General features: G+C 37.3%; 18 protein-coding genes. 5 read left to right on the top strand and 13 right to left on the bottom strand.

Going from position 1 to position 16,062, the window contains the following annotated elements:
- Positions 1-287: 287 nt before the first annotated feature.
- From rarD to PSR12_RS08355, 9 genes are all read right to left on the bottom strand, one after another.
- A complete protein-coding gene (gene rarD / locus PSR12_RS08395; protein ID WP_274772617.1) occupies positions 288-1,196 on the bottom strand; it encodes an EamA family transporter RarD in 909 nt (302 codons plus the stop codon).
- Between the two features lie 134 nt (positions 1,197-1,330).
- A complete protein-coding gene (locus tag PSR12_RS08390) occupies positions 1,331-1,867 on the bottom strand; it encodes a hypothetical protein (protein WP_274772615.1) in 537 nt (178 codons plus the stop codon).
- Between the two features lie 219 nt (positions 1,868-2,086).
- A complete protein-coding gene (locus PSR12_RS08385; RefSeq protein WP_274772613.1) occupies positions 2,087-3,256 on the bottom strand; it encodes a toxic anion resistance protein in 1,170 nt (389 codons plus the stop codon).
- A gap of 67 nt (positions 3,257-3,323) precedes the next feature.
- A complete protein-coding gene (locus PSR12_RS08380; protein ID WP_274772611.1) occupies positions 3,324-3,581 on the bottom strand; it encodes a hypothetical protein in 258 nt (85 codons plus the stop codon).
- A gap of 139 nt (positions 3,582-3,720) precedes the next feature.
- Positions 3,721-4,965: an ABC transporter permease gene (locus PSR12_RS08375; protein ID WP_221680782.1), complete on the bottom strand. Its 1,245-nt coding sequence runs from the start codon at positions 4,963-4,965 to the stop codon at positions 3,721-3,723.
- Positions 4,949-5,854 (bottom strand): ABC transporter ATP-binding protein, encoded by a 906-nt coding sequence (locus PSR12_RS08370; RefSeq protein WP_257521825.1) that lies wholly within the window; start codon positions 5,852-5,854, stop codon positions 4,949-4,951. Before PSR12_RS08370 ends, PSR12_RS08375 begins: the two co-directional genes overlap by 17 nt.
- 13 nt (positions 5,855-5,867) lie before the next feature.
- Complete coding sequence (locus PSR12_RS08365) at positions 5,868-6,398, bottom strand: DUF2812 domain-containing protein (RefSeq protein ID WP_274772608.1); 531 nt, start codon at positions 6,396-6,398, stop codon at positions 5,868-5,870.
- 77 nt (positions 6,399-6,475) lie between these two features.
- Entirely contained in the window at positions 6,476-7,012 is a 537-nt protein-coding gene (locus PSR12_RS08360) for a DUF2812 domain-containing protein (protein ID WP_274772606.1), read from the bottom strand.
- Between the two features lies 1 nt (position 7,013).
- Entirely contained in the window at positions 7,014-7,328 is a 315-nt protein-coding gene (locus PSR12_RS08355; protein WP_257521822.1) for a PadR family transcriptional regulator, read from the bottom strand.
- Between the two features lie 153 nt (positions 7,329-7,481).
- Here PSR12_RS08355 and PSR12_RS08350 point away from each other — a divergent pair, with 153 nt between their 5' ends.
- Positions 7,482-8,069: a TetR/AcrR family transcriptional regulator gene (locus PSR12_RS08350; protein ID WP_009374223.1), complete on the top strand. Its 588-nt coding sequence runs from the start codon at positions 7,482-7,484 to the stop codon at positions 8,067-8,069.
- Between the two features lie 58 nt (positions 8,070-8,127).
- A complete protein-coding gene (locus PSR12_RS08345) occupies positions 8,128-9,324 on the top strand; it encodes a YhgE/Pip domain-containing protein (RefSeq protein WP_257521821.1) in 1,197 nt (398 codons plus the stop codon).
- Between the two features lie 167 nt (positions 9,325-9,491).
- Here the strand turns inward: PSR12_RS08345 and PSR12_RS08340 are convergent, their stop codons facing one another.
- Positions 9,492-10,073, bottom strand: coding sequence for a TetR/AcrR family transcriptional regulator (locus PSR12_RS08340; protein ID WP_274772603.1), 582 nt, complete (start codon positions 10,071-10,073; stop codon positions 9,492-9,494).
- A 155-nt stretch (positions 10,074-10,228) separates the two neighbouring features.
- Here PSR12_RS08340 and PSR12_RS08335 point away from each other — a divergent pair, with 155 nt between their 5' ends.
- Positions 10,229-10,987 carry an SDR family oxidoreductase gene (locus PSR12_RS08335; protein WP_048390161.1) on the top strand — a complete coding sequence of 253 codons (759 nt, stop codon included), beginning with the start codon at positions 10,229-10,231 and terminating at the stop codon, positions 10,985-10,987.
- 48 nt (positions 10,988-11,035) lie between these two features.
- Here PSR12_RS08335 and brnQ read toward each other — a convergent pair whose 3' ends face one another.
- Together brnQ and PSR12_RS08325 are read right to left on the bottom strand one after the other, a co-directional pair.
- A complete protein-coding gene (gene brnQ, locus PSR12_RS08330; RefSeq protein WP_274772601.1) occupies positions 11,036-12,376 on the bottom strand; it encodes a branched-chain amino acid transport system II carrier protein in 1,341 nt (446 codons plus the stop codon).
- Between the two features lie 166 nt (positions 12,377-12,542).
- Complete coding sequence (locus PSR12_RS08325) at positions 12,543-13,295, bottom strand: alpha/beta hydrolase (RefSeq protein WP_221680773.1); 753 nt, start codon at positions 13,293-13,295, stop codon at positions 12,543-12,545.
- 285 nt (positions 13,296-13,580) lie between these two features.
- On the opposite strand from PSR12_RS08325, the gene PSR12_RS08320 reads away from it, so the two are divergent.
- Positions 13,581-14,462, top strand: coding sequence for a LysR family transcriptional regulator (locus PSR12_RS08320; RefSeq protein ID WP_048390154.1), 882 nt, complete (start codon positions 13,581-13,583; stop codon positions 14,460-14,462).
- Between the two features lie 90 nt (positions 14,463-14,552).
- The gene (locus PSR12_RS08315) at positions 14,553-15,119 is read left to right on the top strand and encodes a DUF5412 family protein (RefSeq protein WP_221680772.1); all 567 of its coding nucleotides are present in this window, start codon (positions 14,553-14,555) and stop codon (positions 15,117-15,119) included.
- Between the two features lie 142 nt (positions 15,120-15,261).
- On the opposite strand, the gene PSR12_RS08310 is transcribed toward PSR12_RS08315, so the two are convergent.
- Positions 15,262-16,050, bottom strand: coding sequence for a DUF1835 domain-containing protein (locus PSR12_RS08310; protein ID WP_274772597.1), 789 nt, complete (start codon positions 16,048-16,050; stop codon positions 15,262-15,264).
- Positions 16,051-16,062: the final 12 nt, after the last annotated feature.

Here is a 16,062-nt window from a genome sequence, read left to right as displayed (position 1 = left end):
ACTTATAATGGCTACCATTATTAATTGGCTATTCTTTAGAAGGCAAAAGCATGAACTGAAAAATTCAGCAGCCATCGTAATCGTTCTCCCATTCGCTCTAGCGATTTTAATAGTTATATTTTTTACCATATTAGTGGATGAATTTTATCGATCTTTAAGATACGATTAAACAAAATAGCAGGCAATTCAGTAGCCCAATCCGATAAGGAATAAAAAAGTTTTGTGCATTACAAAGCGAAGTGGTAAAAGTTACATAAAAAAGACCTGTAGAAAAATCTACAAGTCTTTTACGAAACTGATTTATGATGGGCTTTTCTTGTTTCTATAATTTTCGAACCAGAGAATAAAAGTAAAGCTGCCCAAATAATGCTGAATGCAAGGAGCTCAACTTGACTAAATGGCTCTTTGTAAAGCACGATGCCTAAAATCAAGACAATAGTTGGCGATACATATTGGATAAATCCTAGTAAATATAAAGGAATATTTTGTGCTCCCTTCGCAAATAAAATAAGCGGGACGGCTGTTACTAAACCACTAAAGATCATCAAAATATCTGTTTTAACATCGACATGTAAAAACGAGGCTTGATGTGTAGCGAAAAGATAGACATAATAGCCTAATGCAAAGGGTAAAATCAATAACGTTTCAATGGCTAGCCCTCTTGTAGCATCCAGTGTAATTTTCTTTTTTAGCACACCATAAATAGCGAAAGATAGCGCAATCAATAAAGCTACCCAAGGTACTGAGCCGTAATTGATTGTTAAAATAATCACCGCAATAAATGCAATCCCTGTCGCTACCCATTGTGCACGACTCAGCGATTCTTTAAAGAAAATCACCCCAAAAATTACAGACAAAAGCGGATTAATGTAATAGCCTAAGCTCGTTTCAATGAGATGATTATGCGTCACTGCCCAAATATATAAATACCAGTTCATTGAAATGACAAAGGACGCACCTGCAAGCTGCCAGAAATGCTTTTGATGTGACCATAAATATTTTAAATCTGCTATGAGATCCTGACGCATTCTAAATACGATCACTGCCAGCACCGTAAAGACAAAGGACCAAATGACACGGGATAATAAAATCTCCATACTTGGTACATGCTCAAGTAATTTCCAATATAGAGGGAATGCTCCCCAAAAGGCATAGGCAAAAAAGGCAGCCAAAACTCCTTTTTTCTCATTTGACATGATATTAACGCTCCTACTCTTACTGAAATCGGTTAACGATTTCCTATAATCTTAAACTAGTTAAAGAATAGACTCATTATAGGACTTTGAGTAGCTGCTGTAAATGCCAAATTTCTAGTTCCTTTTAAAAGCTGTTAACCTTTCTGTTCCGACTCTAGCTCAGAAATATACTTGCGTACAATACTATAGCTAATCTCTGGATTGATTTGGCGCTTGATGCGAATATGGATTTCTTTAATTCCAACCCCTTGCTCACGCATATCTCGAATCATCGACTTCAAGGGCCCTGTCAATGACTCTCTTGACATCGCTGTATATTTACTTAGTTCAATGAGAAGATCTGTATTTTGTTGACGGAGCACCTTCATCTCCTCCACCACACAATTATATTCAGTGACCTTTTTCTGCAAAACCGTGTTTTGCTGCTTTAACTTTTGTAGATCCTCTGTTAGCTGTGCATTTTGTTTTTTTAGCATTTTTCGTTCTCGTTCTATACCATTTTGCTTGTTATCTAAATCTTTATACATAGCATTATATAACTCTTCCATATGCAAAAGTTCTAGATAGCGATTTTGCGGTACAATCATTAAGCTATCTGTCGTGTATAGAGCTAGCGTTCCATCTTTAAAAGGCTCATACGACAATGTAGAGGGATTTATTTTATTTGCCATTTATTTTTCACTCCTCCACGAATAATTACATGTAATCGAATACCTTTGTGCATCTTTCCGCTTCCTTTTCCACTTGATAATCATTCTCATTTAATATTATCATAATCACTATTTTGCTTTTTGTCAAAGATCATTTCCCTTGTGTGGAAGGAGCCTCTATCTGCCTACCCTTTCCATAAAAAAAGCCTCTTGCAACAATAGCTGCAAGAAGCTTTAGCCTTACATTTTTTTCAGTTTCTCATATTCCAATTGCAAACGCTCAATACGTTTACGACCTTCTTCACGGTTTCTTGCTGTTTCTGCTTGAATTTGCTTCGTTTCTTGAATACCAGCCATAATTGTTTGCCATGTTGTTTCAATGGTTTCAATTTTAATACTTGGGCTACCAGCTTGACGAGCGATATTCACACTGTTCTTACTAATATTTTCAGCATTACGGACAAGCATTTCATTCGTACGGCGATCTAGTTCCACCATAGAATCAGAAATCAACTTTTGACGCTTCAATGTCACTGCGTGAATTAACCCCTGCTTAAAGATCGGAATCGTTGTGACAAAGGCAGAATTAATCTTGGCAATTAGATGATTGTTCCCTTGCTGCATTAAGCGAATTTGTGGAGCTGATTGGAATGATACTTGTTGCGCCATTTCTAAATCGTAGCGACGTTGCTCTAATAATTCTACAGCGCGAAGCATTGTTTCATATTCCATAGCGGCCAATTGATCACCACTTTGAGCCTTTTGTTCAAGTGCTGGTAAAGACGCACGAACCTCTTCTGTTTTCACTTCAATAGCTGCAACAAATTTACTTAATGATTGGAAGTAGTTTAGGTTTTGGTCATACAAATTTTCCAGGTCAATGGTATTACGCTTCATTTCCCCTTCATATTTTTGGATTTCACGGTAAATGACATCCACTTCTTTATTCATGCTGTCATATTTAGATAAGAACCTTTCCAATTGCTCTTTTCCTTTGTTAAAGAGCTTGGAGATGAAACCGCCCTTTTTCTCTTCCGCAAAGTCCTGTGGATCGAATTTATCCATAATTTTATTCAGGTTATTTAATAACACACTCGATTCTTCCAGCTTACTAGCTTTCATCGTTGCGAGCATTTTATCGGAAAAAGTTGAAATGCCACTTGCTGTTTCTTTACCAAGCTCTAGCATGGCAATTTGATCTTTGACATCAATTTTTTGTGCAAGTGTATGAACCTCTGGATCTTGCTTTAACATTAGCTGATTTTGAGCGATTTGTGATAGCTCTTGCTCTGATACAAGTACTGGCTTTTGCTCAGCTGCCTGCTGTAAAAGTGGTTTTGGCTGTAATAAAGGATTTTCTGAAGCGAATGGGTCCTTGGATTTTAAAAGATCATTGTTGAATTCAGACATATGTTTTACCCCCTGCAATTTATCTCTACTAATTACTTACGATTACCATGTAAAAAAGTTTCATTTTCTATAGGATGAAAAAATACGAATCTGCTATACAATAGCCATTCTGGTGTAGCTTATATTGCAAACTATATTGGTTAGGGTGAGCACTATTAATAAAAATTTCCACTTCAGTGCAATAGTGAAGAATTTCTTCTATTTCTTTACTATTAGGGTACAGCTGTTGAAGCTTTTGAAAGAGCTGCACTTTTTCTTCGCTTGTTGCTAAACGCTGATTTGATGATCGGTTCAGGACTGCTTCCACCTCTGATTTAGCTAACATCATCTCATCCCCTTTTATAAATTATAGCTTCTTTCTATCCAAAATTCGACTGATTCCGCAAATTCCTTTACATTGTTTGCTAGCAATGGCACCATGACACCAAAAAAGCAGCTACATTATCCATGTAGCTGCCAATATATTATGTTGTTACCTTTAATACCGTCTTAATTTTTTGAATGACGCCGCCAGAGCTATATGTCAATACACTACGTTTATAGAACGATAAACTAAATAGGTATACGACAACAATCGTTACGATTAAAATTCCTAATGAAAGTAATGGTACAATGCCACCGATATCTGTAGCGCCAATACGCATTGGCATGATCATGCCAGAAGTTAGTGGGATATAAGAGAATATTTTAATAATAATTGTATCTGGATTCCCCATGCCTGTCAGCATAACATAGAAGCCAATGATCGTAATAATCATCGCAGGCATTAATACTTGACCTGCCTCTTCTACTTTCGATACTAAAGAGCCAAATAATGCACCGATGATAAGATACAGGATAACTGTTAACAGTAGGAATACGATAGCATAGACGACATAGCCAATGGACAATTCCTTGACAATGCTAGCAGCTGCATCCCAAACCATCCCACCTTTGATAAACTTCGCATAGATAAGGAACACGATCGCAATAATGCCCATCTGTGTTAAAGCAAGCAATAATACTCCAGCAATTTTTGCTTTAAAATGTGTCCCAGGTTTGACACTAACTAAAAGCATTTCCATTGCGCGTGAGCCTTTTTCAGAAGCTATTTCAGTCGTAATCATCGATAAGAATGTAGAAATGAAGAAATAGATTAAAATCCCTACCGCATAGGAAACTACTAGCCCTGATTGCTTTTCTTCTTCACTTTTTCCACCGGCTGATTCCTCATTTAAGTTTTTCGTTGAAATTGTTGTTTGAGCTGCCATAATTTGTGCCGCTTGCTCAGATGAAAGTGATAATTGTTGTACGGCAAAGTGCTGTCCTGCATATTGTAATAAGGATGATAATGTAGATTGATCGTTTAATTTCAGTGGTGTGAACGTAGCAATTTCCGCATGTAATTGACCATTTTGATCGTTAATCGTCACAATCGCATCCAGCTTGCCGTCCTTTACTCTTTTTTCAAGGGTCGATACATCTTGCTCATCCTGAATAAAGTTCATATCTCCATTCGAGACAAATATACCACTTAGATCAGCAGAGGTTTCATTAATAATCGCGATTTGCTGTGCTTCATCATCACCTGTGAATAGTTCCTTAATTTCTGACCAGAAGACAGCCACTGACATGACAAGGACATATAAACAAGTCATTAAGATAAAGGATTTTGATTTAATTTTAGCTTTATATAATTGCTTCATTAATAAACTAAACTTCGACAACATGGCCACCTACCTTATCTTTAAAGATTTCATCTAATGATAAATAATCTAAGCTGAATTTTTCAATATACTTCCCATTGGATAGCTGCTCAAAGATACCTTGAGCAAAGCTTTCGTCTACTAATGTAAGCACTGTTTGCTCCTTCTCTACACGCACATCCTTGACACCCTCAAGTGCCAATAATTGTGTTGTTGACCAATCCGTACGAACTGCAAGCTTTGTTTTACCATATTGTTTCTTTAAATCTAGTAAGCTTCCAGAAAATAAAGAAACACCTCGTTTTAATAAACACAAATGATCACAAAGCTCCTCGACATTATCCATTTGGTGACTGGAGAACAAAATCGTCGTGCCTTGCTCTTTCAATAGTAAAATAGCATCCTTTAGTAAATCTTTGTTGACGGGATCTAGCCCACTGAACGGCTCATCTAAAATTAAAAACGCAGGTTTATGGATAAAACTTGCAATTAGCTGTACCTTTTGCTGATTCCCTTTTGACAATGTTTCTGCCTTATCTTTACGTTTTTCTTCCAATTCAAAACGTTGAATCCAAAAATCTATTTCCTTTTTCAGCTCTGCTCGCTTCATACCTCGTAGCTCACCAAAAAAGTAAAGCTGCTCCTCTACCTTCATTGTTGGGAAGATACCACGCTCCTCTGGTAAATAACCAAGGACATCTCGGTTAATGGCATTAACTGGCTTACCATCCCAAGTAATTGTCCCCGCCGTCGTCTCCTGTAAATCTAAAATCATTCGGAATGTCGTCGTTTTCCCTGCACCATTTTGACCAATTAGACCGAAAATTTCACCCTTTTCAATGGTAAAATTCAAATCATCCACAGCTGTAAAATCCTTATACTTCTTTGTAACATGCTGTAACTGTAACGTCATGTTGTCATCCTCCTTATCCTTCAAATATATGTAAGTCTTGTTTCAAGCCCTTTTTACGATTTCCATTTTTCACTATAGGAATGAATAGCAGTAAGGCTACAATCAAATTTATGCACCCCACGCTTGTGTTCATAGCTCCTGCAGCGAATTCCTGTAAACCTAGCGATAGATTGTAAATACCAATGATTAAATTTAACAGTAACACAAATATAAATATGCGATTCATGGATTTAATATAGTTTATTTTCGAGGAAGCATCTGAAAATATCTCAAAAGGCCCCTCCGATTTTGGTTTTCGATAATAGGCCCACCCACCAAACTTAGACACACACTCGATATTCATTTCATCTAAAAATTCAAAATAATCCTTCGACTTTCTATTAACAAATTCATTTCGATAAATATATTGACCTGGTGTCCCTTTTTCAAAAACAAAGTAGCCTACCACTGTCTTTTTAAGATTCCACCCCCGATCTGCCATGTCATTGACCCATCGTTCTTCCTTTTCGTAATCAATAAAAAAACGATACATTCTTTTTTTCATTTTGCATCACCCCTACTATAAAATCATGCTTCCTTTTTCATTATTTTCTGATTTCCCGGAAAATAATAGACGCTTCGTTAATCTGAAAATACATTTAATTCTCTCTTTAATCGATTGCGCATACGCATAAGCTTATAGAATGGGAGGGCAAATAATGCTACAACCACAAAATTCAGCGTATTTAACGTGAAACCAACCCAGTCTGTTGTTTGCTCCGAAAAATCGCCAATTAAACCGATCAGTCCAATGAACAAATTAAGTAGAATAAGAGAAAGTAAGAGCATCATCTTTTTTGACAGGTTACCAATTTTCGTTTTTTTATCTGTATACAGCTCAAATGGACCTTCCCGTGCTGCTTTTCTAAAAAATACAAAATTACCAGAACGGTCTACTTGCTCAATACCAGAGGTTTTAAGAAATTCGAGATATTCCTCTTCATAGTGCGTACCGAATCGCTCTAATTCATCATGGCGATAAACATAGTTATTTGGTTCTCCACGCTCAAACGTAAAGCGAATCCATGTAAATTTTTTCAAGTACCAGCCCTGACTAGCCATGTCATTGACCCACTTCTCTATTGCATAGGGATTAATCATCAATCGATATTTATGCATATTATTCAACTCCTCTCGTTATACGGATACCATTGTCAAAAAGTTCCCTTAATCTTAAAATTTCATATTCCACCATTGTTTTTCCAGTTTCGGTAATAACATACTCTTTCTTTCTGCCATCCCCACCAAGTGCCTCTATCCATCCTCGTTCCAACAATGTTTTAATCGCACCATATATGGTTCCTGCCCCTAAGCGCACTCTTCCATTGCTCATTTCTTCCACCAATTGCATAATGCCATAGCCATGCCTCGCCTCATATAATGCTAATAAAATATAATAAACGCCCTCTGTTAATGGCGGATGCTCCTGTGTCATACAAATCCTCCTTTATATCGTCCATCAATATATCGTCAGTCGATATACTAAAAATATATCAGCAGTCGATATAATTGTCAACGCTCATTCATAGTGTTGCAGTTCCTCGTACACTATGCTAGGATGTAAGTAATTACTTGCATGGAAGGAAGTATGTTTTTGACAACGAAAGGAACTGCACAACGAATTATCGAAGCTGCTCTACAATTGATTAGTGAAAAAGGCTATACAGCTGCAACTACCAAAACCATTGCAGAATTAGCAGGTGTCAATGAGGTCACTCTTTTCCGTCACTTTGGCAACAAACGTGGTTTATTAAAAGCCATTATTGAGCAATTTTCTTATTATCCGCTTCTACAGCAGGAGATCAATCAAAATGTAACGTGGGAATTAGAAAAGGATTTATTAAATTTCTCATTGAAGCATTTTCATTTTTTAATGTCGATAAAAGATTTTGTCATGATCGGCTTTAAGGAATCTATTCAATTTCCTGAAATTAGTGAGGAAATCGCCAATATCCCTCTCCTCATCAAAAAGGAGCTCATTCACTATTTTCAAGAGATGCATCGTCAGGGGAAAATAAGAGAAGTTGATTTTGAAGCAGCAGCATTATCGCTTATCGCTTTGAATTTTGGTCATTTTATGTCACGTGCTCAACTTGGAACAATCGTGTCTGACTTACCAACGGAAGAACTTTTACAAACTAGTGTTGCTATTTTTTCTAGGGGACTCGTTTCCTAGAAAAAATTTTTCCAATCAATGCAAGTAAGTACTTACTTAATTTTAGGAGGAATAAAAAATGACAGGTTTACAAGCATTTTTACGAGTTCGCGAAACCTATATTGGCATTGTTGCAACCATTGCCTTTCAATTAATCTTCTTTACAATCTGGATGACTGCCTATGATGGTGTCAATGAAAGAGCTGAACAGTTAAGCATTGGCATTGTTGTGGAAGATTCTGTAATGGGGCAACAGGTAGCACATAACATCAAAGGCTCCATCCCCTTTGCAATGGAGGACTATTCTTCGATGAAGAAAGCTGAGAGCGCATTAAATGAACGAAAAATTAATATGATTATGCAGATTCCAGCCGATTTTACAAATCAAATCCAAGCAGGGAAAGAGGCTGAAATTATTTATGCGATTAATCAAGCCAATGCAAGTGTAGCGAAAAATATGATGGAGGGTGTTGCAAAGCAATTAACAGAAGAAATCAATCAAGCCCTTTATCCAATGCAGCAAAATCAAGCGGTTGCAGTCTTTGCTCAACAATTTGCTCAGCTTCCATTCGAGCAAGACACTGCCCAACAAATTACCACCTCTGTCAAAACGACTGTAATGAATGTCAAAGACCATCCCGTCGATGGTACAATTGTAAAAACCAATGATGTAAAGGGATTTGCTGCAAACTTCGTCCCATTTATGGTCATCATTTCCTCCTTTGTGGGAGCGATGGTCATGATTATGCAACACCAAGAAGCAGCACAGCTCGTTCAAGCAAGCCTATCAAAATGGCAATTGTTTCTCGCACGACAGCTACTCAATGTGGGCGTAGCCTTTACATTGCCATTCATAACAATTGGTTTGATGCACCTTTTTAATATCGATAGTCAAGAAAGCCTGTTGTCGATTTATCTCTTCCAATCTGTAATGTATCTTGCTTTCCTTAGCTTGGCCCAAGTATTTGTGATTGCCTTTGGGAATATGGGGATGATATTTAATATTTGTGCTCTCTCACTCCAATTAGTAACATCAGGTGTACTTGTTCCAAAAACCATGCTATCTGAAGGATACAAACAGGTCGCTGCTATGCTACCTGCCACTTATGGAGCAGATGGCTACTACACGATCATCTTTGGTGGTAGTTCTGATAATCTCCTGCAAAACAGTAGCTCATTGGCCATCATCATCTTCGTGACACTAGCCATTGCTACGTTGATCGTCACATTTAAGCCAACAAATGATTTAATAGAAAAGAAAAGGTCTACAAGTTGATGTAGACCTTCTCTTTGAGGGGTTATCCGCTACTTCTTCTCTTCTATCCTTCAAATTCTGGCGTTCTATCCGCTACTTCTTCTCTTCTATCCTTCAAATTCGGGCATTCTATCCGCCGCTTTTCTCTCTATCCTTCAATTCTAACGTTCTATCCACTGCTTCTTACTCTATCCCCTACTTCTCACATTCTTTAAAATAGCTGCTAGCTGTTGATTTAACATGGTCACGCTATCGCTGAAATCGCCGCGATACCATTGGATGATGAGACCGATGATGGCGTTTGCTTGATAGGCGCTATAATAGTCGATCGATATATGATCCTCCATTTGATGTATGTGCTGTGTGGTAATATCTCGTTTTAGCAGAGAATAAATGCCATCAAAAAGCATGTAATAATAGGTCAGCGGGACATTTTTAGAAAAGACGATACGGTAAAACATTTTAAAGCGTTCGATATGATGAAAAATACGGATGGTATTGGGATCTAATTGATTTGTGTTCAATGTCGTGACCGCACGATAGGGTTCTTCATAGGATTGATATAAATCCTCCATTATCTCCTGAAAGTATTCTTCAAAGAGCCCCTCTTTTTGCTCGTAGTGTAAATAGAAGGTTCCTCTATTGACCTTTGCTTCTCTACAAATTTCAGCAATGGAGATTTGCTCTAATGGCTTTTGGCTAAGCAAGGTCAATAAAGCATCGTGGAGAGCTTGCTTGGTTTTAATAATCCGTAAATCCGTTGTACGCAATTTTTTCAGCTCCTTAATAAACAGTTTGTCCAAATGTGTTGATTACTCAACACATCCCGTTTTTTTGCATATTGAAATCGCTTTCATTTTTATTATATGATTTTAATGAACAGATGTTCAATAAGTAAAGAAATTACTATGAGGAGGTCTTTGAGATGAGATTAGAAGGTAAAGTAGCCATTGTGACAGGTGCAGCTTCAGGTATGGGGAAAGCCATTGCAGAAGGATATGCAAAAGAAGGCGCTAAGGTTGCCGTTTCAGACTTAAATTTAGAGGGTGCCCAAGCGGTTGTGGAAGGTATTCAAGCGGCTGGAGGAACAGCATTTGCCATTCAAACCAATGTCGCATCTACAGAAGACTTACAACGCTTATTTGATGAAACAAAAACGAACTATGGTCAATTAGATATATTAGTCAACAATGCAGGTATTATGGATGGTATGGAGCCAGTTGGAGAAATTTCTGATGAACGATGGGAAAAAGTATTTGCAGTGAACACAACAGCTGTTATGCGCTCTATGCGTATGGCTACCGAAATTTTCCTTGCACAAGGTCACGGTGTCTTTGTCAATAATATTTCTGCAGGTGGCTTATATGGTGCACGGGCTGGGGCTGCTTATACAGCTTCAAAACATGCGGTAGTTGGTTTAACAAAAAATACAGCTTTTATGTATGCTGATAAAAATATTCGCTGTAATGGTATTGCGCCAGGAGCAGTGATGACCAATATCGCCTCTTCTATGACAAATATGAGCCAAACAGGAGCTGCACGACAAGCACTAGGACTATCCATCAATCCGCGGGCTGGTCAGCCAGAAGAAATCGCTCAATTAGCGATCTTCCTAGGATCGGATGAGGCTAGCTTTGTGAATGGACAAGTTATTGCAGTTGATGGTGGCTGGACAGCTTACTAATTCATAAAGAAACACGCACAGAGACATTTTCTGTGCGTGTTTCTTTCATTATATAACTTTTCGAGACGGAATCATGCTTCCAATTACTGCCCCTATTAACGCTGGCAGTATCCATCCTAAGCCAATATCATAAAAAGGTAGCATCGCAGAATAGTATTTCTCTACTGCGTCCAACACACCTAACTTCGCATCTGGCACACTTTCTACCAGGGCTTTATAGCCATCAATCAGGCTAATGAAAAATGTAAAAATCATCGCAATGGCATACACTGTTTGCTTATTCTTAAAGAAGGATGAGCTTAGAGCAAGCAAGATTAAGACGATTGCTAATGGATATAAGAACATTAAAACTGGAATAGCATATTTGATAATATTGTTTAAACCAAAATTTGCAATCGTAAAGGATACAGCACACAACAGGAACACAAACCATTTGTAACTGATTTTTGGAAATACCTCATGGAAAAACTCACTACAAGATGTAATTAAGCCGATACTTGTTTTTAAGCAAGCGAGCACAATGATGACCGCCAATAAAATAGCTCCAAATGAGCCGAAATAATGATCGGCCACTGCCGCAAAGATTAAACCACCATTATCAAAAGTCCCGACAGCATTAATACTAGAAGCGCCCATATAGGTTATGAGACCATAAATCAGCGTCATTAAAGCCATTGCAAAAATACCTGATGTCCATGTAGCCTTGGCAATTTCCTTACGATCTGTAATCCCCGCACTTTTAATTGCATTAATGACAACAATCCCGAAGGCTAGTGAGGCAAGGGCGTCCATCGTATTATAGCCCTCTTTAAAGCCTGTCATAAAGGCAGCATCCATATATTCACCGATTGGCTGCTGGAAATGGCCCATTGGCTTTGTAATGCTTGTAATAATTAAAATAAATAAAACAACTAAAAATGCAGGTGTTAAATATTTACCGATATAATCCATTATTTTTGCTGGGTTTAAAGAAAAATAGTAGACAATGGCAAAAAATATAAAGCTAAATACAGCTAGTAGCAGTGTTGCATGTTGTGCTTGAATATATGGCTCAAACCCTACTACAAAAGGTACAGTTGCTGTACGTGGGATGGCAAAGAATGGGCCGATTGTTAAGTACAGTGCTAATGAAAAAATAATACCAAATATAGGATGAACACGATTGGCTAGATCACGTAAACCACTACTACCTGATAAGCCAATTGCCAAAATTCCGAGGAATGGTAAGCCGATAGCAGTCACTAAAAATCCGATTAATCCAAACCAAAAATTAGTCCCAGCAAATTGACCCATTTGAATAGGAAAAATTAGGTTCCCTGCTCCAAAATACAGTCCAAATAACATGGTTCCAATGACTGCGTAAGTTGAAAAAGGTATTTTTTGTTGCATAATTGATGTGCTCCTTAGAAGTTTTAGACTATAGCAAATTATTTTAATCGAATGATTTTTCACTACAATTTCATCATGTTATCAAGCATTTATTATAATTACAATAGTTTTTTCGTTTATCCAGTGAGATTCAACAAAAAAAGAGCTGTCTGCTGACAGCCCCTTCTTAGTTTGCAACTGACCATTCAATATGATCTAAAAATTTATAAACATCTTCATACACTTTATCGCGTTCTTTATCCAATGTAATAATGTGGCCAGAGTTTTCATACCAAATGATTTCTTTGTCGTCTGTTTCCACAGTATTTAAAATAAAAGGTGCGCTTTCTTGATATAGGTCATCATCTAGTGAGCCTTGTAACACAAGAGTTGGTGCTTTGATCGTTGATAATTCTTCACGCGTTTCTGTTGTTAAACGTGTTACGCCGTCCAATGAATCCTTCGGTGAAATACGTAATTCATGTAATTCTGAAATAATTTGATCTTTTGATTTATTTTCAAAGTGTTTATATAAACGAGCATAGTGGTACAAACGTGTAAATAAGCCTTTTGAATTATCACGTGTAATCGGTGCACACATAGCTACACATGCTTTCACTGGGAATGTCTCTGCCACTTTTAATGAAAAGACGCCTCCAAGTGAAATCCCAACAACAGCGATTTCTTCATAGCCTTTCTCTTGTAGGAAGTTATAACCTTCTACTACATCGTTCCACCAATCTTCTGGTTTTGTTTCTAATAATGCTTCTGGTTCTACACCATGCCCACTATAAATTGGTGCATGCACAGTATAACCTCGTTGAGATAAAAATTCTCCTAGCTTTTTTACATCTTTTGTGCTACCTGTGAATCCATGCAGTAATAGTACGGCTTTTTTGCCTCCCTCGATTGTTAGAGGTTGTGGCTTTGTTAACTTCATTTTATGATATCCCCTTCACGGAAATTAATAATTGTGTATTTTATGTGTCTATCTTACCACCCTTTATTCATAATGTACAATTTATAGTTTTTATCAAATCAATGTGTATTATGCATGAATGATGTCAACTTAATGGCTGTACTATCACACTTTCTGCTACTTAACTTTTCCATTCTGCTAAATAATTGCAACGTCCTTTTAAAAATTTTTTGCTACCTATACTTCCCGTCTGTTTCCCGTTATAATGCAGATAACTCAAAATTCACAAGAAAAGAGGTGAAAAAAATGGAGTGGCAACAATTAGAATATTTTGTAACCGTTGCAAAGTTAGAGCATATGACACGGGCTGCCGAAGCATTAGCGATTTCACAGCCAGCACTTAGTCGTTCAATTTCAAAGCTGGAGGAAGAATTAGGTGTACCGCTTTTCGACAGACAAGGGCGCTCGATTATGCTAAACCGATATGGAGAGCTATTTTTATATCGTGTCCAGCGCATGCGTAAGGAATATGAAAAGGCTGTTTTAGAATTACAGGAACTTAATAATCCAGAACTCGGAGATGTATCACTCGGTTTTTTACATACACTTGGAACGAGTATTGTACCCGACTTGATTCGTGCCTTCCGTCAAAAACATCCCCATATACGTTTTCATTTCACACAAAACTACTCCCATTCACAGTTAAAACAATTACTGGCAGGTGAGTTAGACCTGTGCCTACTAGCTGCGATCGATACAGAGCCGCCAGTTTGTTGGAAGGAATTATGGCGAGATGAGCTCTTTATAATGGTCCCAATTGACCATCCATTAGCCCATCGTAAAAGCATCAAAATGAAAGAATTGGAGCATGAAAGTTTTGTCTTAATGAAAAAGGGCTATGCATTACGTCGCTCAGCTGATCGCTTATTAAATGCTGCGGGCATTAAGCCTAAAATTTCTTATGAAGGTGATGAAGTATCGACAATCGCTGGATTTGTTGGTGCGGGGCTTGGCGTTTCCTTACTACCCGATGATGAGGATTTAAACCCAAAAAAAATCGTTAAAATCCATGTTGAGGATATGGTATGTGAACGAATTATCGGCATGGCTTGGATAGAAAATCGTTATTTATCGCCATCTGCACGTCAGTTTAAACAATTTGTTTTCGATTTTTATGACAATAAATAAAAAGAGCGAGTAACAACATCATCTAGATGTCCTTGTTACTCGCTTTATTTTCTAAAAGGCACTGTTTCACCATACTAGGGAGGTAATAATTTGAATTTATTACTTAATACATTAGGTTTCTTTGTATTTTTATTTACCTTGATCGTATTATTCATTTTTGTAATCAAATTAATAAATTTCTTTTTTAAACAGAAAAACTTCCCTAAAAAAACATTAACAGCACTATTGACAGGTTTAGTCCTGTTTTTGGGAATATTTATATATATTCAATATTTTTTTACGTTTAGTACTTTAGATAAAGAAAATACGCAAAAGGTGGCCGAATCTGTGTTATCTCCTACAGGAGAATATACAGCGCACGCTTATTATGAACCATATGGTGGTGCAGGTCCAAGTGGTGGTGTTCATGTATGGATAGAAATTTTAAATAATAAAGCTCACACAAACAAAATCGTCTATTATGCAGAGGCTAAAAGTCAATTCTCGATGAAATGGCTAGACGAGGAAAAATTATCCATTGTTAATAAAGAGCCTAATTATACCAATTCAAATAGAAGTCTAGTATTAAATATTGATAAAGAAATTTATCATGAAAATGGCTTGGCATGTCAAAGTTTGTTGATGAAAGATGAATATGAAAAGTGTTATCAAAATTAAAACGGTTAAGTTACTGTGCTGAATCATTATGTTGAAACGACTGCCTTTGAGCACTACTAATACAAGCAGCTTCAAGCATTTGGAACAATAAAAAATCAGGCTTTGCTCGCCTGATTTTTTACTGTTCATTCACTTAAATGAATTAAAGTAATTTAACCTGATAGGAAAAAATATCCGTTGTATCGCCTTTCATGGCAAATACGCCCTGTTCGACGAGGGTCAGTAAGCGATACTCTACAAAATCATTTCCTACATAATGGACAAATGTTTCAAATATCTGTGCCAAAATATGCGTAGGCATTAGCCACTCTTCATTTTGCTGTAAATGCAATTTTTTTGCACTGGCGATAATGTATGCATCCATTGCATCTTCCTCTACATGCAATAGTTCACTTTTCCATAACCGTAATGTACTTGGCTGTTCTTTGATGTTCTCCCATTCCTTAGCGAGTTGCTGACATTCTTGCACAGAGAATCGTTTCGCACTAGGGCGAAGCTTCATGAGCATTTCCGAGGAAAGCTCGCCTGTATGGCGAATGTCTAGATTGGGATGGATACTCTTTAGATTCTCCGTTGCATCAATACCATACACCATACTGCATTTATGAATTAACTCACTCATCACATAGCGCAGTCCTATTTGTTCATGTGTGTTGTGACTATACCAAATCCACACATCCACATCACAAGGTAAATTAGCGATCTTTTTCCTCCAGTTTTCATACATCTCATCATACAATTGCTGGTCATCATCATCTAAAATATGCGTGGTTAACCAAGTTTTACGTTCTTCAAAGTTTTGAAGAGGTCCAATCGAGAGATCATCATGGACACTTAGAACTGATTCATTTCGCTGCAAACGATGTTGACGAATTGCAAGTTTCATAGAACCCTGCGTTGCTAAGCTAAAGGTAATATGTAAAATAGCCATGTCCATTCCTCC

Source organism: Lysinibacillus sp. G01H (assembly GCF_028872195.1).
In the GTDB taxonomy this organism is placed as follows: Bacteria; Bacillota; Bacilli; order Bacillales_A; family Planococcaceae; genus Lysinibacillus; species Lysinibacillus capsici.
This window is presented reverse-complemented; position numbering and strand designations above follow the sequence as displayed.